This is a genomic window from Streptomyces sp. NPDC014801, assembly GCF_043082085.1.
Lineage (GTDB): Bacteria > Actinomycetota > Actinomycetes > Streptomycetales > Streptomycetaceae > Streptomyces.
The window spans coordinates 40,052-59,939 of record NZ_JBIBXG010000019.1 but is presented as its reverse complement, the minus strand read 5'-3'; the positions used below and the strand labels follow the sequence as shown (position 1 = coordinate 59,939).

Below are 19,888 nucleotides of genomic sequence, written 5' to 3'. Positions count from 1 at the left end.
CATGCTGCTCATTTCCTGCCCGTGGTGCGGGCCCCGCGACGAGGCCGAGTTCCACTACGGCGGCCAGGCCCACGTGCCCTACCCGGAGGACCCCGCGGCCCTCACCGACGAGGAGTGGGCGCGGTACCTGTTCTTCCGCGACAATCCCAAGGGCCCGTTCGCCGAGCGCTGGAGCCACTCGGCCGGCTGCCGCAGGTGGTTCAACGCCATCCGGAACACGGCGACCAACGAGATCCTGGCGATCTACAAGACGGACGAACCCCGCCCGAGAACCCCCGCACAAAGCCCGGCCGCGTCCCAGCCGAGCGCGGCACATCCAGCCCGTCCGGCGGTTGAGAACGAGGCCCGTCCAGGGCCGACGGGGGTCCAGGGGGCGGAGCCCCCTGGCGGGGCCGAAGGGGCGGAGCCCCTTCAGGACGGGACGGGCAGGGGCGGCGGGGGCGAGATCCCATGCGGCAGCGACTCCGCCGCGACCCAGCCCTTCCGCCGCCCCACCGGCGGCCGCATCCACCGCGAAGAACCCCTCACCTTCACCTTCGACGGCACCGCGTACCAGGGCTACCGGGGCGACACCCTCGCCTCCGCCCTCCTGGCCAACGGCGTCATCCAGGCCGGCACCAGCATCAAGCTCGGCCGCCCCCGAGGCATCTTCTCCGCCGGCGTGGAGGAACCCAACGCCGTCGTCCAGATCGAGGCCCCTTTCCCCGAGCCGATGCTCCCCGCCCCGGCCGTCGAGCTGTACGACGGCCTGGTCGCCAGCAGCCTCCCCGGCCAGGGCCGCCTCGCCACCGAACCCGACCCCGCCCGCTACGACGCCCTGCACGCCCACTGCGATCTGCTGGTGGTCGGCGCGGGCCCGGCCGGCCTCGCCGCGGCGGCCGCGGCGGCGGACAGCGGCGCCCGCGTCATCCTCGCCGACGACCAGCCGGAGGCGGGCGGCAGCCTGCTCGGCACCGGCGAGCACCTCGACTGGGTCGCCGAGACGCGGGCCCGGCTCGACCTCGCCCCCGAGGTGCGCGTCCTGCGCCGCACCACCGTCTTCGGCTACTACGACGACAACCACCTGCTCGCCGTCGAGCGCCGCACCAACCACCTGGGCGCCGACGCCCCCCGGAACGTCTCCCGCGAGCGCGTCTGGCGCATCCGCGCCCGCCGCGTGGTGCTCGCGACCGGCGCCCACGAGCGCTCCCTGGCGTTCGGCGACAACGACCGCCCCGGCGTGATGCTGGCGTCCTCGGCCCGCACCTACCTGCACCGCTACGCCGTCGTCCCCGGCCGGCACGCCGTCGTGTTCACCACCAACGACAGCGCCTACCCCGCCGCCCTGGACCTGGCCGCCGCCGGCGTGGCCATCGAGGCGATCGTGGACACCCGGCCCGAGCCGGGGGAGTGGGCCGAGCGGGCCCGGGCCGCCGGGATCCAGGTGCTCGCCGGACACGCCGTCACCGGCACGGAGGGCGCCGAGCGCCTGACCGCCGTGACGGTCGCCCCGTTCGGGGAGAGCGCCGGGCAACGGGAGTTCGCCGTCGACCTGCTGCTGGTCTCCGGCGGCTGGAACCCGGTCGCGCACCTGTTCAGCCAGTCCGGTGGCAAGCTCCGCCACGACGACGCCCTCGGCACGTTCGTGCCCGACAGCGGCCGTCAGGCCGTCGAGGTCGCGGGCAGCGCCAACGGTGCCTTCGACCTCGCCACCGCGCTCGCCCAGGGCGCGGCGGCGGGTGCCCGGGCCGTGGAGGCGCAGGGCTACACCGCCCGGACGCCCGAGCTGCCGGCGGTCACGGCCCAGCCGTACACCCCGCCCATGCAGGTCTTCACCGTCCCCGGCGACTCGGGCGCCCCCCGGTTCGTCGACCTCCAGCGCGACGTCACGGTCGACGACCTGGCGCGCGCCACCGGGGCGGGCCTGCGCTCGGTGGAACACACCAAGCGCTACACCACCGCCGGCACCGGCGGCGACCAGGGCCGCACGGCCGGCGTTCTGGCCAGCGGCGTGGTCGCCGAACTCCTCGGCGTGGACGTCTCGGCGCTCGGCCTGCCCACCTTCCGGCCGCCCTACACCCCGGTCTCCTTCGCCGCCCTGGCCGGCCGTGACCGCGGCGTCCTGAGCGACCCGGTCCGCACGACCGCCCTGCACGAGTGGCACGTCGAGCACGGCGCGCTCTTCGAGAACGTCGGCCAGTGGAAGCGGCCCTGGTACTACCCGCTGAGCGGCGAGGACATGGAGAGCGCCGTGCTGCGCGAGTGCCGCGCCGCCCGGGAGGGCGTGGCGTTCATGGACGCCTCCACCCTCGGCAAGATCGACGTCCAGGGCCCGGACGCGGGCGTCTTCCTCGACCTGCTCTACACCAACATGATGAGCACCCTGAAGGTCGGCATGATCCGCTACGGCGTGATGTGCCGCCCGGACGGCATGGTCTTCGACGACGGCACGGTCATCCGGCTCGCCGCGGACCGCTTCCTGGTCACCACCACGACCGGCAACGCGGCCACCGTCCTGGACTGGATGGAGGAGTGGCTGCAGACCGAGTGGCCCGAGCTGAGGGTGCACTGCACGTCGGTGACCGAGCAGTGGGCCACCGTGGCCCTGGTCGGCCCGAAGTCCCGCGAGGTCCTCGCGTCCCTCGCACCCGGGCTGGCCGTCGCCAACGACGACTTCCCGTTCATGGCTTGGCGGGACACCACCGTCGCGGGCATCGAGGCGCGGGTGTGCCGGATCTCCTTCTCCGGTGAACTCGCCTACGAGATCAACGTGTCGCCGTGGGAGGCCGTCGCCCTGTGGGAGGCGCTGTACGAGGCCGGCGCCCCGTACGGCATCACCCCGTACGGCACGGAGACCATGCACGTGCTGCGCGCCGAGAAGGGCTACCCGATCGTCGGCCAGGACACCGACGGCACGGTCACCCCGCACGACCTCGGCATGAGCTGGGTGGTGTCCAAGAAGAAGCGCGACTTCATCGGCAAGCGCTCCTACGCCCGCGCCGACGCCGCCCGGCCCGACCGCAAGCACCTGGTCGGCCTGCTCCCCGAGGACCCGGCCCTGTTCCTGCCCGAGGGCACGCACCTGGTCGCCGACAGCGAACTGCCCGCCCCGCCCGTGCCGATGCTCGGGCACGTCACCTCCAGCTACCGCAGCGCGGCACTGGGCCGGACCTTCGCGCTCGCCCTGATCAAGGGCGGCCGGGAGCGCATCGGCGAACGCCTCTACGCGCCCGTCGGCGACCGGCTTGTCCCGGTGACCGTCGCCAGCCCCGTCCTCTACGACCCCGAGGGAGCCCGCCGCGATGGCTGACACCGCCCTGACCGCACGGCAGCGCAGCCCCCTGGCGCACGCCGCCCACCGCCTGGCTGCCGCGACCCGCGCCTCCAAGGGCGCGATCCGCCTGGCCGAACTGCCCCTGCTGGCCCAGGTGAACGTCCGGCTCGACGCCAAGAGTCCGGCGGCGGACGCCGTCGGGCTCGCCCTGGGACTCCAGCTGCCGTTGGAACCCAACACCGTGGTGCACGCCGGTGAGGTCACCGTGGTGTGGCTCGGCCCCGACGAATGGCTGGTGGTGGGCCGTCCCGGCACCCAGCGCGCGCTGGAGGAGCGGATCCGCGCGGCGGCCGGGGACGAGCACGTCTCCGTCACCGACGTCTCCGCCCAGCGCACCACCCTGCTGGTCGGCGGGCCCCGCGCCCGGGACCTGCTGGCCCACGGCTGCTCGCTGGACCTGCACCCGCGTGCCTTCGGGCCCGGCCGCAGCGCCCAGACGATGCTGGCCCGCGCCCAGGTGGTGCTGGTGGCCCGCGACGAGCCCCGGGCCGGTTTCTGGGTCCTGGTGCGTTCCTCGTTCGCCGGCTATCTGACCGACTGGCTGCTGGACGCGGCCGTCGAATACCGCTGACCGCGCCACCGGCACCGAACCGACCCGGCGGTGCCGGGCCGACTCCCGCAGTCGGCCCGGCACCGCCTCTTGCATGCCCTTGCGCGGCGAACTCCCGTGGGCGTGCGGCCGACTTCTTGACATCGGTGGGGGCCCAGCTCAGACTGGCGTTGCGCTCAGCGCATCTTGTTTCATATGACGCACCGAGGTGGTCCTGATGATTCCCGTGTGCCCTCTCGCCGACCTGCCGCGCGGCGAATCCTTCCGGCTCGAGACCGACCCGCCCGTCGCCGTGTTCCACACCGAGGAGGGCGAGGTCTACGCGATCGACGACACCTGCACCCATCAGGACGCCTCGCTCGCCGACGGCTGGCTGGAGGGATGCGAGGTGGAATGCCCCCTGCACGCCTCGAAGTTCGACCTGCGCACCGGCGGCGTCGACGCGCCCCCGGCCCGGCTGCCCGTGCGCACCCACCAGGTCCTCGTCCAGGACGGCATGATCCACGTCGTGCTCTCCGACGCCCCGCCGAACCTGCCGCCCTCCTGCGCCGCGGCCCGGCTCGGCTCCGTCGCGGCCCCGTGACCAGCGCCGCCCCGCCGCGCCCCGGCCTCCCGGACCTCCATCCGCGCGGGCTTCCCAGGCCCGGCCGGACGCTGGTGATGGGCATCGTCAACGTCACCCCGGACTCCTTCTCCGACGGCGGACAGGCCTACGCCCCGCAGGCCGCCGTCGCGCACGGGCTCGCGCTGCTGGAGCAGGGCGCCGACATCGTCGACGTGGGCGGGGAGTCGACCCGTCCGGGCGCGGTGCGCCCGCCGGCCGAGGAAGAACTGCGCCGGGTGCTGCCCGTGGTGCGCCGGCTCGCCGCGGCGGGCGCCGTCGTCAGCGTCGACACCATGCGGGCCGAGGTGGCCGCCCGCGCCCTGGAGGCGGGCGCCCGGCTGGTCAACGACGTCTCCGGCGGCCTGGCCGACCCGGCGATGCTGCCGCTGATGGCCCGGGCGGACACGCCGTACGTGGTGATGCACTGGCGCGGGCACTCCGCCGGCATGCGGGCGCAGGCGCGCTACGACGACGTCGTCACCGACGTGGTCGACGAGTTGCGGCTGCGGGTCGAGGCCGCGCTGCACGCCGGGATCCGGCCCGACTGCCTGATCGTCGACCCCGGACTGGGCTTCGCCAAGGAGCCCGAGCACAACTGGGCGCTGCTGGGCGGCCTGGGGGAGGTCTTCGCGCTCGGCCGCCCCGTGCTCGTGGGCGCGTCCCGCAAGTCCTTCCTGGGCCAGGTGGTGGCCGACCCGGCGACCGGCCGGCCGCGTCCCCGCGCGGTCACGGGACGCCGCCACCGCCGCGGTGTCCGTGCTCGCCGCCGCGCAGGGCGCCTGGTGTCTGCGGGTGCACGACGTGGCCTCCACGCTCGACGCGGTCCGGGTGACCGCCCGCTGGGGCGCCGAGCCGGCCGTGGCCCGCCTGCCCCGGCACAGTGTGGGGGTGTGAGGACCTTGCCACTCCGGCGGGGGCGGCCGTGGTGGGCCGTCCCCCTCGCGCGGGGCGGGCTCGGCCCACGTGCCCGGGGCGGGCTCAGCCCACGTACCCCATGCGGTGGCTGATCTCCTCCGCGCCCTTGACCAGCAGCGGTGCCAGTTCGTGGATGCGCTCCTCGGTGAAGCGGTACGCGGGGCCGGAGGCGCTGATCGCGGCGATGACCTCGCCGTGGTGGGAGCGGACCGGGGCCGCCATGGCGTGCAGGCCGATCTCCAGCTCCTCCAGGGTCACCGCGTAGCCGCGCTCACGGGCCTCGGCGAGGTCCTTCTCCAGCTTGGCGCGGGTGGTCAGGGTGTGCGGCGTCAGTTTCTGCAGCCCGGAGGCGGTGAGCACCGTGTCCCGCTCCTTCGCCGGCAGGTGCGCGAGCAGGATCTTGCCGCTGGACGTGGCGTGCACCGGGGTGAGCTGGCCGACCCAGTTGTGGGTGCCGACGGCTCCGGGGCCGCGCACCTGGTAGAGGTTGACGGCGTAGTGCTCCTGCAGGACGGCGATGTTGACGGTCTCGCCGATCTCCTCGCTGAGCCGCTCGCACACCTCCCGGCCCTGCTGGGTGATGTCGAGCCGGCCGGTGACCGCGCCGGCCAGGCGCACGATGCCGAAGCCGAGCCGGTACTTGCCGCGCTCGGCCGCCTGCTCGACCAGCCCGCGTGCCTCCAGCGCGCCGAGCAGCCGGAACGCGGTCGACTTGTGGACGTCGATCTCGGCGGCGACCTCGCTGACGCCCGCCTCGCCGCGCTGGGCGAGGATCTCCAGCACACTGACGGCCCGGTCGACGGACTGCACCCCGTTCACCGCGGGAGCTGTTGTTTCGCCATCTGCGGTGTAGTTGCTCATAGTGCAACTATACGCAGCGGCGGCCCGGAGATCCGGTGCTTGCGGAGGAAGCTTTCCGCGGTTCGTGCGGGGGCGTCGACCGCGGTGCGCAGAGGGAGGTTATACGACGGCTCCCCGCGTGGGGGAGCCGTCGGCGGCGCAGTTTTCGGGCGCTGGGGGAGGGGTCAGCGGAAGACCACCGTGCAGTTGCCGTTGACCAGCACGCGGCTCTCGCTGTGCCACTCCACCGCGCGCGCCAGGACCCGGGCCTCCACGTCCCGGCCCAGGGTGACCAGCTCGTCCGGGGTGTGGGAGTGGCTCACGCGGACCACGTCCTGCTCGATGATCGGGCCCTCGTCCAGGTCGGGGGTCACGTAGTGCGCGGTGGCCCCGACGAGCTTGACGCCGCGCTGGTGCGCCTGGACGTAGGGCCGGGCGCCCTTGAAGCTCGGCAGGAAGGAGTGGTGGATGTTGATGGCCCGCCCCTCGAGCTGCTTGCACAGGTCGTCGGAGAGGATCTGCATGTAGCGGGCGAGCACCACCAGGTCGACGCCGAGTTCGTCGACCAGCTCCAGCAGCCGGGCCTCCGCCTCCGCCTTGGTCTCCTTGGTCACCGGGATGTGGTGGAAGGGGATGCCGTAGTTGCGGGCCAGCGGCTCGAAGTCGCGGTGGTTGGAGACGATCGCGGGGATCTCGATGTTCAGCGCGCCGGTCGACTGGCGGAAGAGCAGGTCGTTCAGGCAGTGGCCGAACTTCGACACCATGATCAGGGTGCGGGTCGGGGTCGAGGCGTCGTGCAGCTGCCAGGTGATCCGGTACGCCTCGGCGACCGGGCCGAAGCCGAGGCGCAGCTGCTCCAGGGAGACACCGGGATGCGAGACGTCGAAGTGCACCCGCATGAAGAAGCGGTCCTGGAGGCGGTCGTCGAACTGCTGGCTCTCCAGGATGTTGCCGGAGTGCCGTACCAGGTAGCTGGTCACGGCGTGGACGAGGCCGGCGCGGTCGGGGCACGAGAGGGTGAGGACGAACTCGCGGCCGGGCTGCGGGCGAGGAGACATGGCATCCTCCGTGGGTGCGTAATACGCAACGGTGAGAGTGATACGCAACATCGTCCCGGGGGGACGGTGGGCGGGTCAAGGGTCTGTTCCGGATGAGGCGTCAAGATGCGCACAGCGCAACAGTCTCGGGCTCAGGGGTGGCGGTGGTGGCCGAGCCGGCCCGAGATCTCCTCGGCCGCCGTGCGGATCAGCGCACCGGCCTCGCGCAGGCGGGGCGCGGTCAGCCGGAACGACGGTCCCGAGGCGCTGAGGGCGGCCACCACCTGTCCGTCGAGGCCCACGACCGGCGCGGCCACGGCGTTCAGTCCCGCTTCGAGCTCCTCGACGCTGTAGGCGCAGCCCTCCGTGCGCACGGCCGTCAGCTGCGCCCGCAGCAGGTGCGGGTCGGTGAGGGTGCGGGGCGTGTAGCGCCGCAGGGGCGCCGCGAGCCGCCGCTCGCGCTCGGCCTCGGGCAGGTGGGCCAGCAGGATCTTGCCGCTGGAGGTGGCGTGCAGGGGAGTGCGCCGGCCCAGCCAGTTGTGCGTGGTGATGGCCGACGGGCCCAGCACCTGGTCGATGTTGATCGCGGAGTCCCGGTCCAGAATGGCCACGTTGATGGTCTCCGCGACCCGCGCCGCGAGCCGTTCGCACACGGGGCGGCTCTGCTGGGCGAGGCCGAGGCGTACGGTGGCCGCGCCGGCCAGCCGGACCAGGCCCAGGCCCAGCCGGAACTTGCCCCGTTCCTCGGTCTGTTCGATCAGTCCGCGCAGCTCCAGGGCCGTGGCGAGCCGGGAGGCGGTCGACTTGTGGACGCCGAGCTCGGCGGCCATCTCGGTGACGCCCGCCTCCTCCTGCCGGGCCAGGAACTCCAGGATGCCCGCGGCCCGGTCCACCGACTGCACGGGGGACGGCGCCGGCGACCGCGGCGGACGCTGTGCCGTGCGCTGTTCGGTCATACGCCCTCCGTTGTCTCGCATTGCGAAGTGAACATCGCAATGCGCAACATCATGTGGGGAAAGGCGGGGAAGTTACAAGAGCTTGCGTCACTTGTCTTGACGCCGAAACGCCACCGAGGTTCGGTTGCGTATGCAGAGACGCGTTGTACTCCGCGCAACCGGTCCAGAGTTCCCCAGACGTCAGGAGGTCCGATGTCGATCCGAGCCATCGACGAGGCGCCACTGAGCAGGTTCCATCGCAAACTCACGTGGGCCTGCGCCGGCGGCCCGTTCCTGGACGGTTATCTGCTCAGCATCATCGGTGTCGCCCTCGTCGGCATGAGCGGTGAGCTGAACCTGAGCACGGGGGACGAGAGCCTCATCGGTGCCGCCGCCCTGGTCGGCATCTTCGTCGGCGGCCTGTTCTTCGGCGCGGTCACCGACAAGCTCGGCCGTGAGGCCATGTACACCATCGACCTGGCGGTCCTGGTCGTCGGCTCCGTGCTGTCGGTGTTCGCCACCGAGACCTGGCAGTTCGTCGTCCTGCGCTTCGTCCTCGGCATGGCCATCGGCGCCGACTACCCCATCGCGACCTCCCTGCTCGCCGAATGGGTGCCCAACCGGCACCGGGGCCGCCTGCTGGGCGTCCTCATCCTGGCCTGGTACGTCGGCGCGGCGGCCGCCTACGTCGTCGGCTACGCCATCGCGGAGATCGGCGGCGCCGGTGCCTGGCGCTGGATGCTCGCCTCGGGCGCCGTACTGAGCGGCGTCATCCTGCTGATGCGCATCGGCACCCCCGAGTCGCCCCTGTGGCTGGTGAACAAGGGGCGCACCGCCGACGCGCAGAAGGCGATCCACAAGGCCCTCGGCCGCACCGTCCCGATCGAGCAGCTCGTCACGGCGGCCGCCGAGGAGCAGTCGGCCGAGCACGGCCGCTTCCGGGATCTGTTCCAGGGCGCCTATCTGCGGCGGACGCTGTTCTGCGGGCTGTTCTACATGTGTCAGATCACGCCGATGTTCGCCCTGTACACCTTCGGTCCCGCCATCCTGGGCTCCTTCGGCCTCGGCGAGGGCAACAGCGGCAATCTGGGCTCCGCGCTGATCAGCATCGTGTTCGTGGTGGGCTGTATCCCCGCGCTGCGGCTGGTGGACCGGGTGGGGCGCCGCCCCGTCATCGTGTGGTCGTTCGCCCTGATGGTGATCCCGCTCGCGGTGCTCGGCGGCGGCTCCGCGCTGCCCATCGCCGTGGTCATCGCCTGCTTCTGCGCCTACGCCCTCTTCTCGGGCGGACCGACGGTGCTGGAGTGGACGTATCCCAACGAGCTGTTCCCCACCGCCATCCGGGCCACCGCGGGCGGTGTGGCCACCTCCATCAGCCGGATCGGCGCCGCCGCGGGCACTTATCTGCTGCCCCTCTCCCTCGACCGGCTGGGCATCGGCACCACCATGCTCATCGGCGCGGGGATCACCCTGGTGGGCTGGCTGGTGTCCTTCGCGTGGGCGGAGGAGACGCGCGGCCGCACCCTCGCCGAGACCAGCGCCCTGCCCGGCCGCTCCGGCCGTTCCCCGGCCGCCACCGACCGGGAGCGTGACCTCGAGCGTTCCTGACGACGTCTTCCGGCCGGACCCGTCGCGCAGCCGGCCGCCCTTTTTCCGGGCGGCCGGCTGCGCGCGTTGTGCCCCGCCGACGAGGCCCGGCCGGGGCGTGAAAAACGCCCCCTCTGCCCTCTTGACACTGCTCACGCAGAGAGATGACAGTGTGACTGTTGCTTATGGCGAAAGTCATCGCACATTACGCAACAGTCGGCTTTCTTGGCCGGCCGGCTCGGTTCCGGCCTTCCGCAGGCCCCGGGCACGTCGGTCCCCACCCCTTCCCGTCGATCGCCCCGGGCGATCCGACGCCCCGCCGTCCCGAACACCGGCCGAGGCCCCTTCGGCCGGCCCTCAGCGAGGAGATCGGTAGTGACACACGAGGTACGCGCCGTCGTCGCCCTGAAGCAGGGCGCCCCGGTCTCGGTGGAGACGGTCCTGGTGCCGGACCCCGGTCCGGGCGAGGCGCTGGTGCGGGTGCACGCCTGCGGTGTCTGCCACACCGACCTGCACTACCGGGAGGGCGGCATCTCCGACGACTTCCCCTTCCTGCTCGGCCACGAGGCCGCCGGTGTGGTCGAGTCGGTCGGCGAGGACGTCACCGAGGTCGCGCCCGGCGACTTCGTGATCCTCAACTGGCGTGCCGTGTGCGGCCGGTGCCGGGCCTGCCGGCGCGGGCGCCCCTGGTACTGCTTCGACACCCACAACGCCACCCAGAGCATGACGCTGGCCGACGGCACCCCGCTCACCCCGGCCCTGGGCATCGGCGCCTTCGCCGAGAAGACGCTCGTGGCCGCCGGCCAGTGCACCAAGGTCGACCCGACCGCCTCGGCCACCGCGGCCGGGCTGCTCGGCTGCGGCGTGATGGCCGGCTTCGGCGCCGCCGTCCACACCGGCGGCGTGGGCCGCGGCGACTCGGTCGCCGTGATCGGCTGCGGCGGTGTGGGCATGGCCGCCGTCGCGGGCGCCAAGGTGGCCGGGGCGAGCCGCATCATCGCCGTCGACGTCGACGCGCGGAAGCTGAGGTGGGCCGAGCGGTTCGGCGCCACCGACACCGTCGACTCCTCCAAGACCGACGCCGTCGAGGCCGTACGCGCCCTCACCGGCGGTTTCGGCGCCGACGTGGTCGTGGACGCGGTGGGCCGCCCCGAGACGTACCGGCAGGCCTTCCACGCCCGCGACCTCGCCGGCACCGCCGTCCTGGTCGGTGTGCCCACCCCCGGGCAGACCGTCGAACTGCCCCTGCTGGACGTCTTCGGCCGCGGCGGGGCACTGAAGTCCTCCTGGTACGGCGACTGTCTGCCCTCCCGGGACTTCCCCGCCCTGATCGACCTCTACCTGCAGGGCCGCTTCGACCTGGACGGCTTCGTCTCCGAGACCATCGGGCCGGACGACGTGGAGGACGCGTTCGCCCGCATGCACCACGGCGACGTCCTGCGCTCGGTGGTCGTCCTGTGACCACGGCACCCGCCTGCCGCGCGACGGCCCGTGACCCCGGTGCCCGCCGCCGGCGCTCCGTCCCCTGACGAGACGCCCGCCTCCCGCACTCCGTCCCGGGGAACGGCCGGTCGCGTCACCCGCGCCGGCCCGGACGCCCGCCGCACCCGCCGCATCATCCGCACACCTCCAGGAGAAGGACATGGCCCATTCGTACGACGTGATCGTCGTCGGCCTGGGTGGCATGGGCAGCGCAGCCGCCTACCACCTCGCCGCCCGCGGTCAGCGTGTGCTCGGACTGGAGCGCTTCGGCCCGGCCCACGACCTCGGCTCCAGCCACGGCGGCTCCCGCATCTACCGGCAGGCCTACTTCGAGGACCCGGCGTACGTGCCGCTGCTGCTGCGGGCCCGGGAACTGTGGGACAAGCTGGCCGCCGACTCCGGCCGGGAGGTCTTCACCGAGACCGGTGGCCTGATGATCGGCCGGGAGGACAGCGCCGCGTTCGCCGGCACCCTGCGCAGCGCGCACACCTGGGGCCTGGACCACGAGGTGCTCGGCTCGGCCGACATCCGGCGCCGCTTCCCCACCTTCGCCCCGGCGGCCGAGGACGTCGCCTTCTACGAGCGGCGGGCGGGCGTGGCCCGGCCGGAGGCGACCGTCTCCGCCCATCTGGACCTCGCCGAGGCGCACGGCGCCGAACTGCACTTCGCGGAGCTCGTCCTCGGCTGGGAGGCCGACGGTCCGGGCGGCAAGGCCTGGGTGGTCACCGACCGCGGCGCCTACACCGCCGAGCGGCTGGTGTTCGCGCCCGGCGCCTGGGCCCCGAAGCTGCTGTCCGGGCTCGGCGTGCCGGTCACGGTGGAACGCCAGGTCATGTACTGGTTCCAGCCCGAGGGCGGGATCGGCCCGTTCACCCCCGACCGGCACCCCGTCTACATCTGGGAGGACCCCGACGGCACCCAGATCTACGGCTTCCCGGCGCTGGACGGCCCCGACGGCGGCGCCAAGGTGGCCTTCTTCCGCAAGGGCGTCCCCAGCGACCCCGACACCCTCGACCGGCGCGTCCACCCGGACGAGACCGAGGAGATGGCCGCCCATCTGCGTACCCGGATCCCCGCCCTGCCCGGCCGGTTCCTCAAGGGCGCGGCCTGCATGTACAGCAACACCCCGGACGAGCACTTCGTCCTCGCCCGGCACCCCGACCACCCGCAGGTGACCGTGGCCTGCGGCTTCTCCGGCCACGGGTTCAAGTTCGTGCCGGTGATCGGCGAGATCGTCGCCGACCTGGCCATCGACGGCACCACCGAGCACCCCATCGCCCTTTTCGACCCGCGCCGCGTGCGCGTCCACGACGTCCCGAGGTGATCACCATGACCACGACCAGCCTGCCCCCGAGCCTGATCGCGACGCTGTCCGGGGAGTACTACACCGATCCCGAGGTCTTCGCCCTGGAGCAGGAGCACGTCTTCGAGACCATGTGGTTCTGCGTGGCCCGGGCCTCGGACCTGGCCAAGCCGGGCCAGTTCCGCACCGTCCAGGTGGGCCGTGAGAGCGTGCTCGTCTCCCGCGGCCGGGACGGCTCGGTGAAGGCGTTCCTGAACATCTGCCGGCACCGCGGCGCCAAGCTGTGCACCGAGGAGTCGGGCGAGGTCAAGCGCGCCTTCCAGTGCCCCTACCACGCCTGGACGTACGGCCTGGACGGCAAGCTGGTGGCCGCGCCCAACCTGACCTCCATGCCGGACATCGACCGCACCGAGTACGGCCTGGTCAACGTGCATGTCCGAGAGTGGCTCGGCTATGTGTGGGTGTGCCTGGCCGACACGCCGCCGTCCTTCGAGGAGGACGTGATCGGCGCCGTGATCGAGCGCCTCGGCGACACCGAGTCGATCGAGAACTACGGGGTGGAGGACCTGAAGGTCGGCCGGCGCATCACCTACGACGTGAAGGCGAACTGGAAGCTCATCATCGAGAACTTCATGGAGTGCTACCACTGCGCCACCATCCATCCCGAACTCACCGAAGTCCTCCCGGAGTTCGCCGACGGCTACGCCGCCCAGTACTACGTCGGCCACGGCGCGGAGTTCGGTGAGGAGGTCAAGGGCTTCACCGTCGACGGCTCCGAGGGCCTGGACCGGATCCCGGGCGTCGCCGAGGACCAGGACCGCCGCTACTACGCGATCACCGTGAAGCCGCAGGTCTTCATCAACCTCGTCCCCGACCACGTGATCTTCCACCGCATGTACCCGCTGGCGCACGACCGCACGATCGTCGAGTGCGACTGGCTGTACCTGCCGCACGTGGTGGAGAGCGGCAAGGACGTGGAGCGGTCCGTGGAGCTGTTCCACCGGGTCAACCAGCAGGACTTCGACGCCTGCGAGCGCACCCAGCCCGGCATGAGCTCGCGGGCCTACGCCAAGGGCGGCGTCCTGGTGCCCAGCGAGCACCACATCGGCGCCTTCCATACCTGGCTGCAGGACAGGCTCGGCGTCCACCCCGTGGGCTGACCCGGCCCCTCAGCGGCCCGTCCACCTGCCGCCCGGCCCCTCCGGCAGGCGGACGAGCTCTCGCCCGGCCCGCCGCGCGACCGGACGCCGTACGGCCGTCCGCGGCGGGACCGTCCACCACGGCTGTTTCCGGCCGGCGGCCACCCATACTGGAGGCATGGCGATGCATCGGCGGCGCGCGGCCCGTCGGGCAGGTACCGCGCGGCCGGAGGGGCTTACGGGCGAGCGGGGCGCGCCGCCGCGGCAGCCGGGCCGGCTGCCGTCCGTGCTGAACACGCACAGCGTCGCCGGCCAGGTCCTGATCCTCCAGGTCGCGGTCGTCCTGCTGCTCGTCGTCGCCGCGGTGGTGGCCCTCGTCCTGCAGGCCCGGTCCGCCAGCCTGCAGGAGGCCAAGGAGCGTTCGCTGGTCGGCGCCGAGACCTTCGCGCACGCCCCCGGCACACTGCGGGCCATGCAGTCCGCCGACCCCAGCGCACTGCTCCAGCCGCGCGCGGAGGAGGCCCGCAGGCTGTCCGGGGTCAACTACATCATCGCCTTCAGCCCGTCCGGGATCCGCTGGACCCACCCGGACCCGCGCCTGATCGGCAAGCACGTCGTCGGCTCCTACGCCGACGCGCTCGCCGGCCATGTGCACCAGGCCACCTACGACACGCCCGGCGTCGGCCGCGCGGTGGACACGATGGTTCCCGTCCGCGACGCCGGCGGCCGGGTCGTCGGTGTGGTGTCCGTCGGCATCACCGTCCGCAGCGTCGACCGGAAGGTGATGGAGCAGCTGCCCCTGCTGTTCGTCTCCGCCGCCGCGGGGCTGACCCTGGTCACCGCCGGCTCGGTCCTGGTGAGCCGTCGGCTGCGGCGCCAGACGCACGGCCTGGAGCCGGCGGAGATGACCCGGATGTACGAGCACCACGACGCGGTCCTGCACTCGGTCCGCGAGGGCGTGCTCGTGGTGAGCGACGAGGGCCGGCTGCTCCTGGCCAACGACGAGGCCCGCCGGCTGCTGGACCTGCCGGACGACGCCGACGGCCGCCGGGTCACCGACCTCGGCCTCGCCCCGCGCACCGCGGCCCTGCTGGGCTCGGGCGCGCCGGCCACCGACGAGGTGCTGCTGGAGGGGGAGCGGCTGCTGGCGGTCAACCTGCGGCCCACCGCCCCGCACGGCGGGCCGACCGGCAGCGTGGCCACCCTGCGCGACACCACCGAACTGCGCGCCCTGGCGGGCCGGGCCGAGCGGGCCCGCGAGCGCCTGCAGCTGCTCTACGACGCCGGGTTGCGGATGGGCACCACCCTCGACGTGGTGCGCACCTGCGAGGAACTGGCCGGGATCGCGGTGCCCCGCTTCGCCGACTTCACCACCGTCGAACTGCTGGACGGGGTCCGGCGCGGCGAGGAACCGCGGGCCGGCAGCCTGACCCTGCACCGCACGGCGGTGTGCGGCGTGCGCGACGGTCACCCGCTCCACCCGCCCGGCACCGAGATCACCTTCCCGCCGGCCACACCGCAGGCCCGGGGGCTGCGCGGCGGCCGTGCCGTGCTGGAGCCCGATCTGGGCGCGGCCGCCGGATGGCAGGAGCTGGACACCGAACGCACGCGGCGCGTCCTGGACTTCGGCATCCACTCGCTGATCACCGTGCCCCTGCAGGCGCGGGGCACACCGCTCGGCATGGTCGACTTCTGGCGCGCCGACCAGGAGGCCTTCACGGAGGAGGACCTGGCCTTCGCCGAGGAGCTGGCCGCCCGTGCGGCCGTGGCGATCGACAACGCGCGCCGCTACACCCGCGAGCACGCCATGGCGGCCACCCTCCAGCGCAGTCTGCTGCCGCGGGCCCTGCCCGAGCAGTCCGCGCTGGAGGTGGCCTACCGCTATCTGCCCGCCCAGGGCGGGGTGAGCGGGGACTGGTTCGACGTCATCCCGCTGCCCGGCGCCCGGGTCGCCCTGGTGGTCGGCGACGTCGTCGGCCACGGGCTGCACGCCGCCGCGACGATGGGCCGGCTGCGCACGGTGGTGCACAACTTCTGCGCCCTGGACCTGTCGCCGGACGAACTGCTCGGCCACCTGGACGAGTTGGTCGCCCACATCGACCAGACGGAGACCACCGAGGGCGGCGAGGACGCCGGCATCACGGGGGCGACCTGCCTGTTCGCCGTGTACGACCCGGTCGCCGGCCGGTGCGGCATCGCCCGGGCCGGCCATCCCGGGCCCGCCGTCGTCCACCCCGACGGGACCGTCACCTTCCCCGACGTTCCCGTCTCCCCACCGCTGGGCCTGGGGACCGGACTGCCGGTGGAGACCGCCGAACTGCGGCTTCCCGAAGGCTCCCTGCTCGCCCTGTACACCGACGGCCTCGTCGAGGACCGCGAGCGGGACATCGACACCGGCCTCGGCCTCCTGGCGGGCGCGCTCGGCCGGCCCGGCCGCAGCCCCGACGAGGCGTGCCGGGCGGTGCTGGAGAGCCTGCTGCCCGACCGGGCGCGCGACGACATCGCCCTGCTGGTGGCGCGCACCCGGCTGCTGGACCCGGACCGGGTCGCCGACTGGGACGTGCCCGCCGACCCCGCGGCCATCGGCCCCGTGCGGGCCGCGTGCGTCCGCCGCCTCGAGGCGTGGGGCCTCGAGGACATCGCCTTCAGCACCGAGCTGATCCTCAGCGAGCTGGTCACCAACGCCGTCCGCTACGGGGGCGAGCCCATCCGGCTGCGCCTGCTGTACGACCGGGACAGCCTGATCTGCGAGGTCGCCGACGGCAGCAGCACCTCGCCCCACCTGCGCCGGGCGGCCGCCACCGACGAGGGTGGGCGCGGGCTGTTCCTGGTCGCCCAGTTCGCCCGGCGCTGGGGCGTCCGGTACACCGCCCGCGGCAAGGTGATCTGGAGCGAGCAGTCGGTGCACGCGGGCGATGCCGAGCCGGGCGCGGACCTGGGTGAGGCGCTGCTGGACCAGTGGGACGAGCCGGCCCTGTGACCGGCTCCACCCGTTGCTCATTCCGCAACTGCGCGCGCCCTTGGGAACCGATCCGGTCGACTCCCTTGACAACCGCTCCGGCGCGGCGAAAGCATGTTGCGTATAGCGAAGGTTATTGCGCTATCTGAAACTTGATCGGATCGCTCCCGTCTCCCCACCGTGTCGGGCACCGCACTCCGGAGGTACCCATGAGCATCACCGTCGTCGGCGCGTCGCTGGCAGGACTGAGCACGGTCCGCGCGCTGCGCGCAGAGGGCTACGACGGCGGCATCTTCGTGGTGGGGGAGGAGCGCCACCTCCCCTACGACCGCCCGCCGTTGTCCAAGGACTTCCTCAAGGGCGACATCGACGCCGACGCGCTCGCCCTCGGGGACGCGGACGAGTACGACAGCCTGGGCGTCGAGTGGCTGCTCGGGGAACGCGCCGTGCGGCTCGACCCCGCCGACCGCTCGCTCACCCTGTCCGGCGGCCGCCGGCTGCGCACCGACGGCGTCGTCATCGCCACCGGCGCGAGCCCCCGCACCCTGCCCGGCACCGACGGCCTGGCCGGCGTCCACACCCTGCGCACCCTGGACGACGCCCGGGCGCTGCGCGCCGAACTGCTGGACGGCCTGCCCCGCGTCGTCGTCATCGGTGCCGGCTTCATCGGCGCCGAAGTCGCCTCCACCGCCCACCGGCTCGGCCTCCACGTCACCGTCGTCGAAGCCCTCGACGTCCCGCTGGAGCGCCAACTCGGCCGCACGATGGGCCTGGTGTGCGCCTCCTTGCACACCGACCACGGGGTGCGCCTGCTCACCGGGACCGGCGTGGCGGGCCTCACCGGCACCGAGCGCGTCACCGGCGTCCGGCTGGCGGACGGGCGCGAACTGCCCGCCGACATCGTCGTGGTCGGCGTGGGCGTGCGGCCCGCCACCGACTGGCTCGCCGGCTCCGGCGTGCCGGTCGACGACGGCGTGGTCTGCGACGCCGGCTGCGCCACCGGCATCCCGGGCGTGGTCGCCGTCGGCGACGTCGCCCGCTGCCCGCACCCCTTCACCGGGCGGCACGCCCGCATCGAGCACTGGAGCAACGCGGGGGAGCAGGCCAGGACCGCCGCCCGGACCCTGCTCACCGGCGTGCCGGCCGCCGCCCCGGTCACCGCGCCGTACTTCTGGTCCGACCAGTACCAGGTGCGCATCCAGCTCGCCGGGCACGTCGCGCCCGGCGCCGAGCCCGAGATCGTCGACGGCGACGTCGACAGCCGCACCTTCACCGCCGTCTACCGGCGTGCGGACACTCCGGTGGCCGTGCTCTCCCTGAACCAGCCGAAGCTGTTCAACCGGCTCCGCCGCAGTCTCACCCCCGCCGTGGCGGCCGTCGCCTCATGAGCCCCGCGGTCCGGCCCGGCGCGGCCCGCCTCCCGGGCGACCCGCCCCGTCCGCGCCCCACGGCGGACCATGAGTGGCTCGTCGTGGACGAGGGCGAGGCCACCGTCGGCATCTGCGTATGCGCCGCCGAGGCCTTTGGCGAGGTGGTCCACCTCCGGCTGCCCGGGGCCGATGCCGGAGCAGAGGCCGGGGAGGCCTGCGGGGAGATCACCTCCGCCACCGCGGCAGGCGTCCTGCGCACCGCGCCGGCCGACCGGCCCGGCGCCGTCACCACCGGCCCCCGCACGGCCGGCCGGCTGTTCCGGCTGCGGGTGGAGGACGCCGCCGGCGCGCTGTCCGCCGCCCACCACCGCCCGCCCTGTCCGGGCCGGTGACCGACCCCCTTCCGTAGGGGCGTGCCCGTGGCACGCCCCGCCCGTCCCCCGGAGCATGGCGTGGCCATCAGCGTCTTCGACCTCTTCTCCATCGGCATCGGACCGTCCAGTTCGCACACCGTCGGCCCGATGCGCGCCGCCGCGATGTTCGCCGCCCGCCTCAAGACGGACGGCCTGCTCGCCCAGACCGCCGCCGTCCGCGCCGAGTTGTTCGGCTCCCTCGGCGCCACCGGCCACGGCCACGGCACGCCGAAGGCCGTCCTGCTCGGCCTGGAGGGCAACGAACCCCACACCGTGGACGTCGTCCAGGCCGACCTCGACGTCGAGCGGATCCGCGCCACCGGGCGCCTGCGCCTGCTCGGCGCCGAGATCGGCCCCGCCCACGAGATCGGCTTCGACGCCTCCACCCAGCTGGTCCTGCACCGCCGGCGCTCCCTGCCGTACCACGCGAACGGCATGACCCTCTTCGCCTACGACGCAGACGGCGTCCCGCTGCTGGAGAAGACGTACTACTCCGTCGGCGGCGGTTTCGTCGTCGACGAGGACGCCGTGGGCGCCGACCGGATCAAGCCCGACACCACCCGGCTCGCCCACCCCTTCGGCACCGGCGACGATCTGCTGCGCCTGACCCGGGAGACCGGGCTGTCGGTCTCGGCGCTGATGCTGGAGAACGAGAAGGCCTGGCGCACCGAGGCGGAGATCCGCGCCGGACTGCTGGAGATCTGGCGGGTCATGGAGGGCTGTGTCGCCCGCGGCCTGGGCCGCGAGGGCATCCTGCCCGGCGGGCTGAAGGTCCGCCGCCGGGCGGCCGCGGCGGCCCGGGCCCTGCGCAGCGAGGGCGACCCGGCCGCACGCGCGATGGAGTGGGTGACGCTGTACGCGATGGCGGTGAACGAGGAGAACGCCGCCGGCGGTCGCGTGGTCACCGCCCCGACGAACGGCGCCGCCGGCATCATCCCCGCGGTCCTGCACTACTACCTGGCCTTCGTGCCCGGCGCGGACGAGGACGGCATCGTCCGTTTCCTGCTCGCGGCCGGCGCGATCGGCCTGCTGTTCAAGGAGAACGCCTCCATCTCCGGGGCCGAGGTGGGCTGTCAGGGCGAGGTCGGCTCGGCCTGCTCCATGGCCGCCGCGGGCCTCGCCGAGGTGCTGGGCGGCACACCGGCACAGGTGGAGAACGCCGCCGAGATCGGCATGGAGCACAACCTCGGCCTGACCTGCGACCCGGTCGGCGGCCTGGTGCAGATCCCGTGCATCGAACGCAACGGCATGGCCGCCGTGAAGGCCGTCACCGCCGCCCGCATGGCGCTGCGCGGCGACGGCCGCCACCACGTCTCCCTCGACAAGGTCATCAAGACCATGAAGGAGACCGGCGCCGACATGAAGGTCAAGTACAAGGAGACCGCCCGCGGCGGCCTCGCCGTCAACGTCATCGAGTGCTGAGGACACACGGCCATGGCCG

General features: G+C 73.4%; 14 protein-coding genes and 1 pseudogene. 12 read left to right on the top strand and 3 right to left on the bottom strand.

Translation table 11 applies throughout. The features are described 5' to 3' along the window. Position 1 precedes the first annotated feature (1 nt). From ACF1AL_RS36355 to folP, 4 genes and pseudogenes are all read left to right on the top strand, one after another. Entirely contained in the window at positions 2-3,289 is a 3,288-nt protein-coding gene (locus tag ACF1AL_RS36355) for a sarcosine oxidase subunit alpha family protein (protein ID WP_391828578.1), read from the top strand. Next, positions 3,282-3,884, top strand: a complete 603-nt coding sequence (locus ACF1AL_RS36350; RefSeq protein ID WP_366837370.1) for a sarcosine oxidase subunit gamma family protein — start codon at positions 3,282-3,284, stop codon at positions 3,882-3,884. The genes ACF1AL_RS36355 and ACF1AL_RS36350 overlap by 8 nt, the downstream gene beginning before the upstream one ends. 193 nt (positions 3,885-4,077) lie before the next feature. Then, positions 4,078-4,446: a bifunctional 3-phenylpropionate/cinnamic acid dioxygenase ferredoxin subunit gene (locus ACF1AL_RS36345; protein WP_366837503.1), complete on the top strand. Its 369-nt coding sequence runs from the start codon at positions 4,078-4,080 to the stop codon at positions 4,444-4,446. Positions 4,447-4,523: 77 nt separating this feature from the next. Continuing rightward, a pseudogene (gene folP, locus ACF1AL_RS36340) lies at positions 4,524-5,361 on the top strand (dihydropteroate synthase). Positions 5,362-5,445: 84 nt separating this feature from the next. Here the strand turns inward: folP and ACF1AL_RS36335 are convergent. From ACF1AL_RS36335 to ACF1AL_RS36325, 3 genes are all read right to left on the bottom strand, one after another. Next, positions 5,446-6,243, bottom strand: a complete 798-nt coding sequence (locus ACF1AL_RS36335) for an IclR family transcriptional regulator (protein ID WP_366837371.1) — start codon at positions 6,241-6,243, stop codon at positions 5,446-5,448. A 164-nt stretch (positions 6,244-6,407) separates the two neighbouring features. Beyond that, positions 6,408-7,280, bottom strand: a complete 873-nt coding sequence (gene purU, locus ACF1AL_RS36330; RefSeq protein WP_366837372.1) for a formyltetrahydrofolate deformylase — start codon at positions 7,278-7,280, stop codon at positions 6,408-6,410. A gap of 131 nt (positions 7,281-7,411) precedes the next feature. Next, positions 7,412-8,215, bottom strand: a complete 804-nt coding sequence (locus ACF1AL_RS36325) for an IclR family transcriptional regulator (protein ID WP_391828576.1) — start codon at positions 8,213-8,215, stop codon at positions 7,412-7,414. Between the two features lie 192 nt (positions 8,216-8,407). On the opposite strand from ACF1AL_RS36325, the gene ACF1AL_RS36320 reads away from it, so the two are divergent. From ACF1AL_RS36320 to ACF1AL_RS36285, 8 genes are all read left to right on the top strand, one after another. Further along, positions 8,408-9,802, top strand: coding sequence for an MFS transporter (locus ACF1AL_RS36320; RefSeq protein WP_391828574.1), 1,395 nt, complete (start codon positions 8,408-8,410; stop codon positions 9,800-9,802). Between the two features lie 354 nt (positions 9,803-10,156). Beyond that, the gene (locus ACF1AL_RS36315) at positions 10,157-11,242 is read left to right on the top strand and encodes an S-(hydroxymethyl)mycothiol dehydrogenase (RefSeq protein ID WP_391828572.1); all 1,086 of its coding nucleotides are present in this window, start codon (positions 10,157-10,159) and stop codon (positions 11,240-11,242) included. Positions 11,243-11,423: 181 nt separating this feature from the next. Then, on the top strand, positions 11,424-12,587 hold the full coding sequence (solA, locus tag ACF1AL_RS36310) for an N-methyl-L-tryptophan oxidase (protein WP_386585572.1): 1,164 nt from the start codon (positions 11,424-11,426) through the stop codon (positions 12,585-12,587). A gap of 5 nt (positions 12,588-12,592) precedes the next feature. Next, the gene (locus ACF1AL_RS36305; RefSeq protein WP_391828570.1) at positions 12,593-13,726 is read left to right on the top strand and encodes an aromatic ring-hydroxylating dioxygenase subunit alpha; all 1,134 of its coding nucleotides are present in this window, start codon (positions 12,593-12,595) and stop codon (positions 13,724-13,726) included. 157 nt (positions 13,727-13,883) lie between these two features. After that, the gene (locus ACF1AL_RS36300; RefSeq protein WP_391828568.1) at positions 13,884-16,685 is read left to right on the top strand and encodes a SpoIIE family protein phosphatase; all 2,802 of its coding nucleotides are present in this window, start codon (positions 13,884-13,886) and stop codon (positions 16,683-16,685) included. Positions 16,686-16,873: 188 nt separating this feature from the next. After that, positions 16,874-18,052 (top strand): NAD(P)/FAD-dependent oxidoreductase, encoded by a 1,179-nt coding sequence (locus ACF1AL_RS36295; protein WP_386913597.1) that lies wholly within the window; start codon positions 16,874-16,876, stop codon positions 18,050-18,052. Further along, a complete protein-coding gene (locus tag ACF1AL_RS36290) occupies positions 18,049-18,426 on the top strand; it encodes a glycine cleavage system protein H (protein ID WP_391828566.1) in 378 nt (125 codons plus the stop codon). The genes ACF1AL_RS36295 and ACF1AL_RS36290 overlap by 4 nt, the downstream gene beginning before the upstream one ends. Before the next feature lie 60 nt (positions 18,427-18,486). Continuing rightward, positions 18,487-19,869, top strand: coding sequence for an L-serine ammonia-lyase (locus ACF1AL_RS36285; protein WP_391698552.1), 1,383 nt, complete (start codon positions 18,487-18,489; stop codon positions 19,867-19,869). Positions 19,870-19,888: the final 19 nt, after the last annotated feature.